Genomic DNA, 13,119 nt, shown 5'->3' on the forward strand with positions numbered 1-13,119 from the left:
CTCCCTGAGGTCGCGGGCGGGTCCTCCCGATCCTTCCACGGGCGCCCGGTGCGCTCTCAGTCGGCGGTCGCGTACACGCGCAGGCCGAGCGGGACGATACGCACCACGGCCTCATCGAAGCCGTCCCGGGTCCCGTCGAAGCACTCCGTCTCGCCGTCGTGCGCCCACTCGGGGTCGCTCCCCGCAGGCCTGCGCACGGCGACGGTGATCTCCGGCGTGGAGAACGACTCCACCACCGGCGCTCGCCAGCCGGGCACGCGCCCGAGCACCGGAGTGGCCGCGCGGCCGAGGAGGAGCGAGAACGCTCCGCGAGTGCGCGGAGTCCGTCCTGAATGCAGGATGCGCACATCGAGGTGGCCGTCATCGAGCCTGCGCCGCGCCAGCGGAGCAGCAGTGCGAGGGTGCTCCTGGTTCACGCCGACGAAATACGACCAGACGAGCTGCGTGCGCCCGTCGCGCCGGAGCTCGAACGGGTCGGTGCGCCGGACGACCGAAAAGGCCGCGATCACCGCGGCGAGCGGTTTACCGATCCGCTTCTCGCGCGTCTCCCGGGCCGCCACGAACTCGGGGTAGACGCCGATCGAGACCGTGTTCAGCACGGTCACCGGGTCTCCCCCGTCGGCGACCACCTCGGCAACGTCGACGTCTCGGCGCTCGCCGATCGTCGCCGCGTCCAGAGCGTCCTGGACAGTGAGCAGCCCCAGCGCCTTCGCGAAGTGGTTCATCGTTCCACCCGGCAGGACGAGCAGCGTCATCCCCTCGGCACGGGCGAGCGCGGCGCCGACCGAGACGGTGCCGTCTCCGCCGTAGATCCCGAGCACCGTGGGCGGAGCCTCGGTGGCCCGGGCCGCGTGCACCACCTCGGCGAGATCCTCGCCGTCGGCAAGCCGGTGCACCCGCGCCTTCGGGAAGCGTCCACGGATCAGCGGCTCCGGATCGGGCCGGTGCGAGTCTCGTCCCGCGCCGGGGTTCAGCACCACGAGCAGCGCCGCGCCGTCACCGAGCGGGCTGCGGTCCACCGGCGGCCGGATCGAGCGCTCCGAGACCGGAACGCGGCGCGGCTCGGCGGGAAGGACCACCCTGCCCAGGATCGCCACCGCCGCGCCGAGCACTGCGCCGCCGAGTACGTCCGAGAGCCAATGCACGCCCACATGCAGGCGCGAGAACGCGACCGCGGCGGCGAGCGGAGCGACGATCGCACCCGCCCGCGGCGACTCGAGCGCGACTCCCGCGGCGAAGGCGGCGGCGCTCGCCGCATGGCCCGACGGGAAGGACGGCGAGGCCGGCACCGTCGCGAGGCGCCGGCCGACCGGGACGTCGACGAGGAGGGGCCGATCGCCACCGAAGAGCCGCTTACCGACCACGTTCGCGAGAGCGCTGGCAGCGGCCAGTGAGGCGGTCCCGCGCAGGGCCTCGCGCGGTCGACCGGCCAGCAGGAGCAGCACGCCCACGCCGGTCCAGAGCAGGCCGTGGTCGGCGGAGCGGGAGAGCCCGACGAGGGCGGCGTCGATCAGGGGCGAGGAGCGCCGCGCATTCAGACGGCGAGCCGCGCGTGCATCCGCCCGGCGCACGACCCGCGGAACCGTGACGAGTCGGCGGAGCAGGACGGACGGGGGTCGGGTTCCGCGGAGGGCCATACGCTCAGCGTAGGAGGAGGCGCCTCCGCGGTCCCTGGTGCGCAGTCCCTGGTGCGCTGCCCGGGGCTATACCTCGCCGAACCCCGATTCGACCAGGTCGCCGAGCCGACGGACCGCCTCCTGAGCCTCGGGCCCCGTCGCCGAAAGCACTACCTCGTCCCCGCGGTCGAGTCCCAGTGACATCACACCGAGCAGACTCGTGGCGTCCTTGCCGTTGGCATCGATCCGGGCGTCGAAGGTCGCGGCGAGGGTCACGAAGTCGGCCGCGGGACGCGCATGCAGGCCGTTGGGGTTGATCAACCGGACGCGGCGCTGCACCTGCTCGTCGCTCGGCTCGTTCTCGTCGGCCACCGGCACCTCACCCCTGGCCGATTCCGCGGCGGCCAGCACCTCCTCCAGCGGGGCTCCCGTGCCCGCGGCGACGGCGGCCGCTACAGCCCCCTCGACCAGCGGAGCGTCGGCGATCCGCACCCGGGATCGCGCGTCGTCGTCGAGGAATTCCAGCGCCGTCTCGGCCGTCATGATCGCCGAGCCCAGGTCGCAGAGCACGACGACCCCCTCGCCGGAGTCGGCCGCGCCGAGCGCCGCCGTGATGCGCTCGAAGCTGGTGCCGATCCCACCCTCATCCGTCCCGCCGGCCGGCACCAGCGCGACCGTGGCCGCCATCTGCTCCGCGAGCTCGACCAGCCCCTCGGCCAGACGGGCACTGTGCGAGACCAGGACCAGGCCGACGCTCACTCCCCCGCCTCGGCCGCCGCGCGCAGCAGCAGCACTGTCGACACGCTGCCCGGATCGCGGTGCCCGATGGCGCGCTCGCCGAGGTAGCTGGCGCGCCCCTTGCGGGCGACCAACGGATCGGTGGACTCCGCTCCGCTCTGCGCCGCCTCCGCCGCTGCTGCGAGGACCGCTGCGGGGGATGCTCCGCCGTCGGCCGATGCTGTTGCCGCGTCCACCGCCGGCGTCCAGGCGTCGATCATCGTCTTGTCGCCCACCTCGGCCTTGCCGCGGAGAACGATGCCGTCCCGCGCCGCCGCTAGCAGCGCCGCGACATCCGCACCCTCGAGCACGTCCCGGCCCGCGACCGCGCCGGAGGCCTTCAGGAACGCCGTGCCGAACAGCGGACCGGAGGCACCCCCGACGGTCGAGATGAGCGTCGTCGCCACCAGCTTCAGCACGTCCGCCGGTGCCGCCGGCTCGGGCGTCGCCGCCAGCTTCGAGACGACGGCCTGGAAACCGCGGTCCATGTTCTCGCCGTGGTCACCGTCGCCGATCGCTCGGTCGAGCGTGATCAGCTCGACCCGGTGCTCCGCGATCGCCTCGGCGGCGCGACGGATCCACGCCATCGCCCACGCCACGTCGAGCCCGGCCCGCTGTGGCTCCTGCATCGTCGTCTCCTCCTCGTGCGCCGCCTGTGCGGCCCTGGTCCCGATCACGGTGTGCGCGTCGCCCCTCAGCGTCCCCAGCGCAGCGCCGCGGTCTGCACCGGAGTGTCCCACAGCGCGGTGAGCGCGTCGTCGAGCCTCAGCACCGTCAGCGAGAAGCCCTGCATCTCGAGCGACGTCGTGTAGTTGCCGACGAGGCTGCGGGTGACGGTGATCCCCTTCTCGGCCAACGCCTCGGCGGCCCGGCGGTAGGCGAGGTAGAGCTCGATCTGCGGAGTGCCGCCCATTCCGTTCAGCAGGAGCAGCACGTCGTCGCCGGAGGAGAACGGCAGGTCCTCGAGGAGGGGACCGAGGAGACGGTCGACGATGCGGTCGGCGGGCTCCAGCGCGATCTTCTCGCGGCCGGGCTCCCCGTGGATTCCGATGCCGATCTCGATCTCGTCCTCAGCCAGCTCGAAGCTCGGCTCGCCGGCGTGCGGCACGATGCACGGAGTGAGGGCGACGCCCATCGAGCGCACGTTCGCGATCACCGACTCGGCGATCGACGCCACCTCCTCGAGCGAGTCGCCCCGCTCGGCCGCGGCGCCCGCGATCCGCTCGACGAGCACGGTGCCGGCCACGCCGCGGCGGCCCGCCGTGTACAGGGAGTCCTTGACCGCGACATCGTCATCCACGATCACACTGCGCACCTCGATCCCCTCAGCGGCGGCCAGGTCGGCCGCGGTCTCGAAGTTCAGGACGTCGCCGGTGTAGTTCTTCACGATGTGCAGCACGCCCGCGCCGCCGTCCACGGCCTGCGTCGCCGCGACGATCGGGTCGGGAGTGGGCGAGGTGAAGACGGGGCCGGGCACGGCGGCGTCGAGCATCCCGAACCCGACGAAGCCCGCGTGCAACGGCTCGTGCCCGCTGCCGCCTCCACTGACGATGCCGACCTTGCCCGAGCGGGGAGCGTCCGCTCGCACCACGAACAGCGGATCGGACACCACCCGGACCAGGTCGGCGTGTGCGAGGCCGAAGCCGACCACCGACTCCGTGACGACGTTCTTCGGGTCGTTGATGAGCTTCTTCATCGAGGTCTCCTCCAGCGTCGCGGCCCACACCATCGCGGACAGCATGTCCACGGTACGCCCCGCGCTCGCGCCTACGGCAGCGGCAGGACCGCGAGCTGCGTCTCGTGCACCCACTCGTCGAGCTTGGCCGTGGCGGTACCGGAGTCGACGGCCTCGGCCGCGCGCTCCATCGACGTATGCAGGCGCTCCAGGATAGGCGTGCGCACTAGATCCGGGTCGCGCGCCAGGTCGAACGCCGCGAGGCCCGCAGCAGCATTCAGCAGCACGATGTCGCGCACCGGGCCGCTGTCGCCGGCGAGCACCGAGCGCACCACGCTCGCGTTGTAGGCGGCGTCGCGGCCGCGCAGCTCCTCGATCCGCCCGCGGCGCAGCCCGAGGTCGCGGGGGTCGAGGTCGTGCTCGACGACCGATCCGCGCGACACCTCCCAGATGTGGCTGTGCCCGGTGGTGGTGAGCTCGTCGAGCCCGTCGTCGCCCCGGAACACTAGAGCCGTCGCCCCACGGGTCTGGAACACCCCTACGACCAGCGGTACGCGGTCGAGGTGCGCGACCCCGACCGCGGACGCCTCCGGCCGCGCGGGGTTGCAGAGTGGACCGAGAAAGTTGAACACGGTCGGCACGCCCAACTCAGCGCGGACCGGTCCGGCATGCTGGAAGCCGGGGTGGAAGAGCGAGGCGAAAACGAACGCGATCCCCGTGCGCCGGAACACCTCAGCGACGCGCTCCGGAGAAAGGGAGAGATCGACTCCGAGGGCTGCGAGCACGTCGGAGGAGCCGGAGGAGGAGGACGCGGCCTTGTTCCCGTGCTTCACGACGGGCGTCCCCGCCGCGGCCGCGATGATCGACGCTGTCGAGGAGATGTTGACGGTGCCGAAGCGGTCCCCGCCCGTCCCGACGATGTCCAGCGCCATCGGATCCACATCCAACGGCACGGCGTGATCGAGAATCGCGTCGCGGAAACCGACGATCTCGTCGACCGTCTCGCCCTTCGCGCGAAGCGCCACCAGCAGCCCTGCGAGCTGCGCCGGGGTGGCCGCGCCCTCCATCACCTGCTCCATCGCCCACGTCGCCTCGGAGACGCTCAGATCGGAGGACTCGAGGAGTGCGCTGAGAACGTGCGGCCAGGACAGGGTTTCCGACATGGCTCCCAGATTATGCGACGAGGATCGCCTCCCGGCTAGTGCGAGTTCGGCGCCGTGCATCGGCCATAATGGTCTGTGTGACGAGCACCTCTCTCTCCCCCACGGCCACCGCGCCCGTAGTGAACCGACCCAACCCGGTCGCGGTCGGAACGATCGTCTGGCTGGGTAGTGAGGTCATGTTCTTCGCGGGCCTCTTCGCGATCTACTTCACCCTGCGCAGCACCTCCCCCGAGCTCTGGGCTGCCGAGACACAGATCCTCAACGTGCCCTACGCGGGCGTGAACACGGTGATCCTCGTGGCCTCCTCCTTCAGCTGCCAGTTCGGCGTGTTCGCCGCCGAGCGGCTTCAGCCGCGCGCGACGGGCCTCAGCCCGTTCAAGTGGGGCATGGTCGAGTGGTTCTTCCTCACCTACGCCCTTGGCGCCGTCTTCGTCTCGGGCCAGGTCCTCGAGTACGCGACCCTCGTCTCCGAGGGCGTCACCCTCTCCAGCAACGCCTACGGCTCCGCCTTCTACCTCACGACCGGCTTCCACGCCCTGCATGTCACCGGCGGCCTCCTCGCGTTCCTCCTCGTGATCGGTCGCGGCTTCGCGGTCAAGAACTTCGGCCACAAGGAGGCGACGAGCGCCATCGTCGTCTCGTACTACTGGCACTTCGTCGACGTCGTCTGGGTCGGCCTCTTCGCCGTCATCTACTTCCTCAAGTGATGCGCTCGCCGATGTCCCACTCCACTCCCGACCCCCGCAGGAAGGACGCCTCGATGGCCTCCCCGAAGACGAAGAGCCGAGCCAAGAAGGGTCGCCGTCACCCGCTCGCGACCCTGGCCCTGATCGCCATCGGCCTCGGGCTCACCGGCGGAACCTACGCGGCTGTCGGCGTCGCCACGTCGGCGTCGGCGGAGACCTCGTCCACCAGTCAGCAGACGATCGACGAGGGCTCCAAGCTCTTCGCCGCCAACTGCGCTACCTGCCACGGCCTCGATGCCGCGGGCACCGACAACGCTCCCTCGCTGATCGGCGTGGGCGCCGCATCCGTCGACTTCCAGGTCGGCACGGGCCGCATGCCCATGCAGATGCACGGCCCGCAGGCGCTCGAGAAGCCGGTCCAGTTCACCGACGAGCAGGTCGGCGAGCTCGCCGCCTACGTCGCATCGCTCGCGCCTGGCCCCGCAATCCCCGAGGGCGAGGTCCTCGACGGGCAGGGCGACTCCGCCAACGGCGCCGAAGGGTTCCGGATCAACTGCGCGATGTGCCACAACGTCGCGGGAGTCGGCGGCGCGCTCACCGGTGGCAAGTTCGCTCCCCAGCTGACCGGAGTGACCGAGGCGCACATCTACGAGGCGATGGTCACCGGCCCGCAGAACATGCCGGTCTTCAACGACCTGAACATCTCGCCCGAGGACAAGCGCGACATCATCTCGTACCTCAAGTACATCGAGGCCAACCCGTCCCCGGGCGGCTTCGCGCTCGGCTCCCTCGGGCCGGTGGCGGAGGGCCTGTTCCTCTGGATCTTCGGCCTCGGAGCCATCGTGGCGCTGACGGTGTGGATCACCGCACGATCCAATTAGACGAGCGCAGCGCCCTGACGGGCGCGACTGACCCACGGCACCGGCTGGTGTCGACACGGCGTGAAAAGGAGAACCATGGCAGAGCACGATGAGGGTGGCACGGACCTCGCCACCTCGTCGGCCACCGGGCACGGGACGGCACCGGCCGGCACCGCGGTCGTGACGCGGGACCGCGTCCAGGACCCGGGCCTCCCGCCGCACCGCCCCCGGATGACCGACCTCGACCCCAGGGTCGAGAAGCGTGCCGAGCGCACGGTGTACACGCTCTTCTACCTCTCCTTCGCGGGATCGATTTTCGCGGTTGCCGCCTATATGGCGTTTCCGATCACGGAGGACGTCGCGTCGGTCCGGTTGAACACGCTGTTCATCGGCCTGGGCATGTCTCTCGCGCTCCTGGGCATTGGCATCGCCGCCGTCCACTGGGGTAAGCAGCTGATGTCGGACCACGAGGGCATCGACATCCGCCACCCCGTCCGTAGCGCGGAACCCACCCGCGCTCGTGCTCTCGAGATCTTCGACCAGTCCGACAAGGAGTCCGGCTTCGGCCGCCGCTCGCTCGTCCGCAACAGCCTGATCGCCTCCCTCGTCGTGTTCCCCCTGCCCGCCGTGATCCTGTTCCGGGGCCTCGGCCCGCAGGACCAGAACCCCGTCGACCTCCTCAAGACCACACTGTGGCGAGAGGGCACGAGGCTCACCCTGGACCCTTCGGGAGCGCCGATCCTCGCATCGGACGTCACCCTGGGATCCGCCTTCCACGTCATCCCGGAGGGCCTCGAGGACGCCGAAGGCAAGCTGGAGGAGAAGGCCAAGGCCGCTGTCCTCCTGATGCGCCTGAAGCCGGAGGACCTCATCGTCAGTGAGGGTCGCGAGACCTGGAACTACGACGGAATCGTCGCCTACTCCAAGATCTGCACGCACGTCGGTTGCCCTGTGGCGCTGTACGAGCAGCAGACCCACCACCTGCTGTGCCCGTGCCACCAGTCGCAATTCGACATCACGCGCGAGGCCGCCGTCATTTTCGGCCCGGCGAAGCGTCCGCTTCCACAGCTCCCCATCACCGTCGACGCCGAGGGTTACCTGGTCGCCAGAAGCGACTTCACGGAGCCCGTCGGTCCGTCCTTCTGGGAGCGATGACTCACATGTCCACCACCACCCCCTCACGCCCCTCGAGTTCCCCCACGGAGCCCGAGGACGGCGTCATTCTCGGATCCGGCACGTTCCAGAAGGGCTATGTCGGAGCGGCGTCGAACTACATCGACGAACGCACGAGCATCTCAGCGGTCGTCAAGGAGTTCGGTCGGAAGATCTTCCCCGACCACTGGTCCTTCCTCCTCGGCGAGGTTGCGCTCTACAGCTTCGTCATTATCCTGCTGTCGGGCACCTTCCTCACCTTCTTCTTCCAGGCCTCGATGGTCGAGACGCACTACGAGGGCAGTTATCTGCCCCTCAAGGGCATCGAGATGTCGGCGGCCATGTCCTCCTCGCTGGACATCTCGTTCGACGTTCGCGGCGGCCTGCTGATGCGGCAGATCCACCACTGGGCGGCGCTGCTGTTCGTGGCCTCGATCGGTTTGCACATGCTGCGCATCTTCTTCACCGGTGCGTTCCGCAAGCCGCGCGAGCTGAACTGGGTGATCGGCTTCGTCCTGTTCATCCTCGCGATGGCCGAGGGCTTTACCGGCTACTCCCTCCCGGACGACCTGCTCTCGGGCAACGGCCTGCGCATCATCGACGGCATGGTCAAGGGCATCCCGATCGTGGGCACCTGGATCTCGTTCCTGCTTTTCGGCGGCGAGTTCCCGGGAACCGACATCGTCGGCCGCCTCTACACCCTGCACATCCTGCTGCTGCCGGCGCTGGTGCTCGCGTTTATCGCCCTGCACCTCGTGTTCGTAGTCGTCCACAAGCACACCCAGTTCCCCGGAGCGGGCAAGACGGAGCAGAACGTCGTCGGCTACCCGGTGTTGCCGGTCTACGCCGCCAAGGCCGGTGGATTCTTCTTCATCGTCTTCGGCGTCGTCGTCCTCATCGCGTCGCTGTTCACGATCAACCCGATCTGGAACTACGGCCCGTACGACCCCTCCCCCGTCTCCGCGGGAACCCAGCCCGACTGGTACATCGGCTTCGCCGACGGTGCCCTGCGTCTGGTCCCGCCGGGACTCGAGTGGGCCATCCCCGGCATCGGAACCCTGTCGTTCAACATTCTGATTCCGCTGGTCGGTCTCGGACTGTTCATCGCCGTGGTGATGCTGTACCCGTTCCTCGAGGCGTGGATCACCGGTGACAAGCGCGAGCACCACCTGCTCGACCGCCCGCGCAACGCCGCGACCCGCACGGCGATCGGTGCCGCTGGAGTCAGCTTCTACGCCGTCCTCTGGGCTGCTGCGTCGTCCGACCTCATCGCGACCCACTTCCACCTCACGATGGAGGGAGTGATTCACGGCCTGCAGTTCCTGCTGATCGCGGGACCGTTCATCGCCTACTTCATCACCAAGCGCATCTGCCTCGCGTTGCAGAAGAAGGACCGCGAGATTGCGCTGCACGGCTTCGAGTCGGGACGCATCGTCCGCCTCCCGGGTGGCGAGTTCATCGAGGTCCACCAGCAGCTCGACGAGTACGAGCGCTGGAAGCTGGTTGGTCAGGACGAGTACGAGCCGCTGATGATCCGCCCGGACTCGCGTGGACGCATCACCGCCCCGCAGCGCGTGCGTGCGGGACTGTCCCGCTGGTTCTTCGAGGACCGGATCACCCCCGTCACTCAGAAGGAACTCGAGAGCTCGCACAGCGAGCACTGACCCTCCCTCATCGAAGGGCCCGGACGTTCATTCGTCCGGGCCCTTCGTCGTTCCCGGGCGAGGGATCGGTGGACGTGTTCGATCTCTTCCCGGAGTCTGCGGGCGCCTGGGGGCGGGACGTCGTCGGGTGATGTGGCAGGGCGATCGTGCGGCGCAGCCCGCCGGTCGAGGTGATGGCTGTTTCGTCCTCGTGGACCTCGGCGCGAGGGACTCGGGAGCGGTCATCGATGACGGCGTGCACGACCTCGGGCGGTGCGCGACGCGTGCCGGTCGTGCACAGGGGGGCGGCTCGAGGATCTGGGCGGCGAGGAGCCGGTCTCCGCGGGGCGCCGTCAAGACCCGCATCGAGCCCCAAGCTCAGTCGCCCCCTCAGCGAGCACGGGCGTGTCCCACCCGCACCGGGGTATGCGAAAGGGCCGGGTGCCCGAAGCCGAAGCCCTCGTGCGCCCGGCCCTCGGCCGAGAAATGCCTTAGCGGGCGAAGTACCCGCGGTAATACTCGTACACCCAGCCGGCGATCGCGACGAGGAAGAGACCGACCGCGATGTAGGTGATCCAGAAGCCGACGGCAAGGCCGAGGAAGCCCAGAGCTGCGGAGCCGCCGAGGATCAGCGGCCACCAGCTCCACGGACTGAAGAAGCCCAGTTCGGGGTCTCCGTCATCGATGTCGGCGTCGAGGCGATCCTCGGGCAGCTCCGCGCCCTGCGCCTGATGCACGCGGCCGACATAGAACGCGATGAACGCACCCAGCACGGCCGAGAGACCAATCGCGACTGCGCCTACCCACTCCACCTGGCCCGTGTCCAGCAGGGACCAGACGATATAGGTGACGTCGGCGACAAGGAAGAAGCCCGCGAGGAGCCAGAACAGATTGACGTTGGCGCGCATAGCCCTACTTCACCATGCCTTCGGACTTGTCGTACGTGGGGGCGTCCGGGGCGTCCTTCGCCGGACCGATGCCGACGGGGATACCGGCCTCGGGGTGGTTCAGGTCGAACGCCGGAGCCTCGCTGCGAATGCGCGGGATCGAGGTGAAGTTGTGGCGGGGCGGGGGGCACGAGGTCGCCCACTCCAGCGACCGTGAGAAGCCCCACGGGTCATTCACCGTCACCTTGGGCGCCGTGCGGGCTGTGATGTACACGTTCAAGAAGAACGGGATCAGCGAGACCGCAAGAATCATCGCTCCGACCGTGGACAGCTGGTTCATCCAGGTGAAGCCGTCCTCGGGCAGATAGCTGGCATAGCGGCGGGGCATGCCCATGACGCCGAGCCAGTGCTGGATGAGGAACGTGGTGTGGAAGCCGATGAACAGGAGCCAGAAGTGCCACTTGCCCAGCGTCTCGTTGAGCATCTTTCCGGTCCACTTGGGCCACCAGAAGTAGAAGCCCGAGAACATTGCGAAGACGACGGTGCCGAAGACGACGTAGTGGAAGTGCGCCACCACGAAGTAGGAGTCGGACACGTGGAAGTCCAGCGGGGGCGACGCGAGGATAACGCCGGTGAGGCCGCCAAAGGTGAAGGTGACCAGGAAGCCGATCGCCCAGATCATCGGCGTCTCGAAGGTCACCGAGCCGCGCCACATCGTGCCGACCCAGTTGAAGATCTTCACGCCGGTCGGCACCGCGATCAGCATCGTCATCAGCGAGAAGAACGGCAGCAGGACCGAGCCGGTGACGTACATGTGGTGGGCCCACACCGTCACGGAGAGAGCGGCGATGGAGATCGTCGCGTAGATCAGCGTCTTGTAGCCGAAGATCGGCTTGCGGCTGAAGACCGGGAACACCTCCGACACGATGCCGAAGAACGGCAGCGCGATGATGTACACCTCGGGGTGGCCGAAGAACCAGAACAGGTGCTGCCAGAGCAGGACTCCGCCATTGGCCGCGTCGTAGATGTGCGCGTCGAAGACGCGGTCGGCACCGAGGGCGAACATCGCGGCGGCGAGCACCGGGAAGGCGAGCAGCACCAGGATCGAGGTCACCAGGATGTTCCAGGTGAAGATCGGCATGCGGAACATGGTCATGCCCGGAGCGCGCATCGTGATGACCGTGGTGATGAAGTTCACCGCACCGAGAATCGTGCCGAAGCCCGAGAGAGCGAGGCCGAACACCCAGAGGTTGCCGCCCAACCCCGGCGAGAACGTCGTACTGGACAGGGGCGCGTAGGCGAACCATCCGAACGAGGCCGCACCCTGCGGGGTGATGAAGCCTGCGACAGCGATCAGCGAGCCGAAGCTGTAGAGCCAGTATGCGAACGCGTTCAAGCGCGGGAACGCGACGTCGGGGGCGCCGATCTGCAACGGCATCAAGACGTTGGCGAACCCGGCGAACAACGGCGTCGCGAACATCAGCAGCATGATCGTGCCGTGCATCGTGAACAACTGGTTGTACTGCTCGCGCGTCTCGACCACATTCAGGCCGGGCTCGAACAGCTGGGCGCGGATGACCAGCGCCATCACGCCCGCGATGCAGAAGTAGATGAACGACGTGATCAGGTACATGTACCCGATGACCTTGTGGTCGGTCGACGTCATCCAGCGGACGAGGACGTTCGCCTTGCGCTGGACCGGCGGCGTGCCGGTCGTGCGCGTCGGGCGGGGTGCTGTGGCGGTGCTCATGCTCCCTTACTCCTCGTTCTCGCGGGCCGGCGCGCCGGTTCCCGGAAGGTTCGAATTGCGGTTGTACTCCGCGCCGAGCTGACCGGTCTGGCCGGCGTCGCGCAGGGACTGGATGTAGTCGTCGTACTCGGCCTGCGAGACGACCTTGACGTTGAAGAGCATCGCGGAGTGGTATTCGCCGCAGAACTCAGCGCACCTGCCGCTCTGGGTCCCCTCCTTGAGCGGCGTGACGTACATGTAGTTCGTCTTACCGGGGATCATGTCTTTTTTGTAGAGGAATTCGGCGATCCAGAACGAGTGGATGACGTCGCGGGAATCGAGCTGAATTTTGATCTTCTTGCCCACCGGCAGATAGAGCGTGGGAACCTCGGACTCGACGAGCGAACCCGCTGGGTCGGCGCCCTCCTGGTACTGCCCCTGGATTCCGGCCGAGTAGACGTTCTCGTCGACGTAGTTGAAGTCCCACGCCCACTGCTTGCCGTACACCTGGATGGTCTCGTCCGGGTCGTCGTAGGGCTCCTCGATGGCAGCCTGGTCGCGCGCAGTGAAGGCGAAGAAGCCGATCACGAGAATCAGCGGCACGATCGTGTAGAAGATCTCGATCGGCATGTTGTACCGCAACTGGACCGGCAGGCCGGTCTGGCCCTTGCGACGGCGGTAGACGACCACCGCCCAGATGGTGAGACCCCACGTGACGACGCCGACGGCGAGCAGGACGATCCAGGAGGTGACCCAGAGTCCGATGACGCGATCCACGTGGTTCGTCGTGCCGGGCTCAGTGGGAAGCCAGCCCTGGAGCTGCTCCTGCGTGCAGCCCGCGAGGACGAGGGCGAGGGCTCCTGCGACGGGGGCAGCGACCCATCTGCGGATTCGGCGATTGAAGCGCACCGGTGACCTTTCGGAAGACTGG

General features: G+C 68.5%; 12 protein-coding genes and 1 pseudogene. 4 read left to right on the plus strand and 9 right to left on the minus strand.

Annotation, left to right across the window (positions count from 1 at the left end):
* Positions 1 to 56 precede the first annotated feature (56 nt).
* The 5 genes from C5D07_RS11970 to trpD all read right to left on the minus strand — a co-directional run bounded on the left by C5D07_RS11970 (position 57) and on the right by trpD (position 5,231).
* The gene (locus tag C5D07_RS11970; RefSeq protein WP_084415848.1) at positions 57 to 1,637 is read right to left on the minus strand and encodes a bifunctional phosphatase PAP2/diacylglycerol kinase family protein; all 1,581 of its coding nucleotides are present in this window, start codon (positions 1,635 to 1,637) and stop codon (positions 57 to 59) included.
* Between the two features lie 66 nt (positions 1,638 to 1,703).
* The gene (gene dhaM / locus C5D07_RS11975) at positions 1,704 to 2,375 is read right to left on the minus strand and encodes a dihydroxyacetone kinase phosphoryl donor subunit DhaM (RefSeq protein ID WP_068252701.1); all 672 of its coding nucleotides are present in this window, start codon (positions 2,373 to 2,375) and stop codon (positions 1,704 to 1,706) included.
* Positions 2,372 to 3,022, minus strand: coding sequence for a dihydroxyacetone kinase subunit DhaL (gene dhaL, locus C5D07_RS11980; RefSeq protein WP_104259465.1), 651 nt, complete (start codon positions 3,020 to 3,022; stop codon positions 2,372 to 2,374). The genes dhaM and dhaL overlap by 4 nt, the downstream gene beginning before the upstream one ends.
* Positions 3,023 to 3,087: 65 nt before the next feature.
* A complete protein-coding gene (dhaK, locus tag C5D07_RS11985) occupies positions 3,088 to 4,089 on the minus strand; it encodes a dihydroxyacetone kinase subunit DhaK (protein ID WP_104259466.1) in 1,002 nt (333 codons plus the stop codon).
* A gap of 71 nt (positions 4,090 to 4,160) precedes the next feature.
* Positions 4,161 to 5,231 carry an anthranilate phosphoribosyltransferase gene (gene trpD, locus C5D07_RS11990; RefSeq protein ID WP_068252698.1) on the minus strand — a complete coding sequence of 357 codons (1,071 nt, stop codon included), beginning with the start codon at positions 5,229 to 5,231 and terminating at the stop codon, positions 4,161 to 4,163.
* A 68-nt stretch (positions 5,232 to 5,299) separates the two neighbouring features.
* Between trpD and ctaE the strand changes: the two genes are divergently transcribed.
* The 4 genes from ctaE to qcrB all read left to right on the plus strand — a co-directional run bounded on the left by ctaE (position 5,300) and on the right by qcrB (position 9,593).
* Positions 5,300 to 5,938: an aa3-type cytochrome oxidase subunit III gene (gene ctaE, locus C5D07_RS11995; protein WP_068252695.1), complete on the plus strand. Its 639-nt coding sequence runs from the start codon at positions 5,300 to 5,302 to the stop codon at positions 5,936 to 5,938.
* Between the two features lie 53 nt (positions 5,939 to 5,991).
* Positions 5,992 to 6,798 (plus strand): cytochrome bc1 complex diheme cytochrome c subunit, encoded by an 807-nt coding sequence (qcrC, locus tag C5D07_RS12000; RefSeq protein ID WP_068252692.1) that lies wholly within the window; start codon positions 5,992 to 5,994, stop codon positions 6,796 to 6,798.
* 75 nt (positions 6,799 to 6,873) lie between these two features.
* The gene (qcrA, locus tag C5D07_RS12005) at positions 6,874 to 7,932 is read left to right on the plus strand and encodes a cytochrome bc1 complex Rieske iron-sulfur subunit (protein WP_068252690.1); all 1,059 of its coding nucleotides are present in this window, start codon (positions 6,874 to 6,876) and stop codon (positions 7,930 to 7,932) included.
* A 5-nt stretch (positions 7,933 to 7,937) separates the two neighbouring features.
* Complete coding sequence (gene qcrB, locus C5D07_RS12010) at positions 7,938 to 9,593, plus strand: cytochrome bc1 complex cytochrome b subunit (protein ID WP_068252687.1); 1,656 nt, start codon at positions 7,938 to 7,940, stop codon at positions 9,591 to 9,593.
* Between the two features lie 139 nt (positions 9,594 to 9,732).
* Here qcrB and C5D07_RS16170 read toward each other — a convergent pair.
* The 4 genes and pseudogenes from C5D07_RS16170 to ctaC form a co-directional block, all read right to left on the minus strand.
* Positions 9,733 to 9,834 (minus strand): annotated as a pseudogene (locus C5D07_RS16170) (IS481 family transposase); the annotation flags it as partial.
* Positions 9,835 to 10,063: 229 nt separating this feature from the next.
* A complete protein-coding gene (locus C5D07_RS12015) occupies positions 10,064 to 10,480 on the minus strand; it encodes a cytochrome c oxidase subunit 4 (RefSeq protein WP_068252681.1) in 417 nt (138 codons plus the stop codon).
* 4 nt (positions 10,481 to 10,484) lie between these two features.
* Positions 10,485 to 12,209 (minus strand): aa3-type cytochrome oxidase subunit I, encoded by a 1,725-nt coding sequence (ctaD, locus tag C5D07_RS12020; protein ID WP_068252678.1) that lies wholly within the window; start codon positions 12,207 to 12,209, stop codon positions 10,485 to 10,487.
* A 6-nt stretch (positions 12,210 to 12,215) separates the two neighbouring features.
* A complete protein-coding gene (gene ctaC / locus C5D07_RS12025; protein ID WP_068252676.1) occupies positions 12,216 to 13,097 on the minus strand; it encodes an aa3-type cytochrome oxidase subunit II in 882 nt (293 codons plus the stop codon).
* Between the last annotated feature and the right edge of the window lie 22 nt (positions 13,098 to 13,119).

Source organism: Rathayibacter tritici (assembly GCF_002932875.1).
Classification (GTDB): Bacteria; Actinomycetota; Actinomycetes; order Actinomycetales; family Microbacteriaceae; genus Rathayibacter; species Rathayibacter tritici.

Excerpts from the sequence above, each read along its gene's own strand:
- C5D07_RS11970 (WP_084415848.1), bottom strand. The coding sequence starts at position 1,637 with ATGGCCCTCCGCGGAACCCGACCCCCGTCCGTCCTGCTCCGCCGACTC.
- dhaL (WP_104259465.1), bottom strand. The coding sequence starts at position 3,022 with ATGCAGGAGCCACAGCGGGCCGGGCTCGACGTGGCGTGGGCGATGGCG.
- dhaK (WP_104259466.1), bottom strand. The coding sequence starts at position 4,089 with ATGAAGAAGCTCATCAACGACCCGAAGAACGTCGTCACGGAGTCGGTG.
- trpD (WP_068252698.1), bottom strand. The coding sequence starts at position 5,231 with ATGTCGGAAACCCTGTCCTGGCCGCACGTTCTCAGCGCACTCCTCGAG.
- ctaE (WP_068252695.1), top strand. The coding sequence starts at position 5,300 with ATGGTCTGTGTGACGAGCACCTCTCTCTCCCCCACGGCCACCGCGCCC.
- qcrC (WP_068252692.1), top strand. The coding sequence starts at position 5,992 with ATGGCCTCCCCGAAGACGAAGAGCCGAGCCAAGAAGGGTCGCCGTCAC.
- qcrA (WP_068252690.1), top strand. The coding sequence starts at position 6,874 with ATGGCAGAGCACGATGAGGGTGGCACGGACCTCGCCACCTCGTCGGCC.
- qcrB (WP_068252687.1), top strand. The coding sequence starts at position 7,938 with ATGTCCACCACCACCCCCTCACGCCCCTCGAGTTCCCCCACGGAGCCC.
- C5D07_RS12015 (WP_068252681.1), bottom strand. The coding sequence starts at position 10,480 with ATGCGCGCCAACGTCAATCTGTTCTGGCTCCTCGCGGGCTTCTTCCTT.
- ctaD (WP_068252678.1), bottom strand. The coding sequence starts at position 12,209 with ATGAGCACCGCCACAGCACCCCGCCCGACGCGCACGACCGGCACGCCG.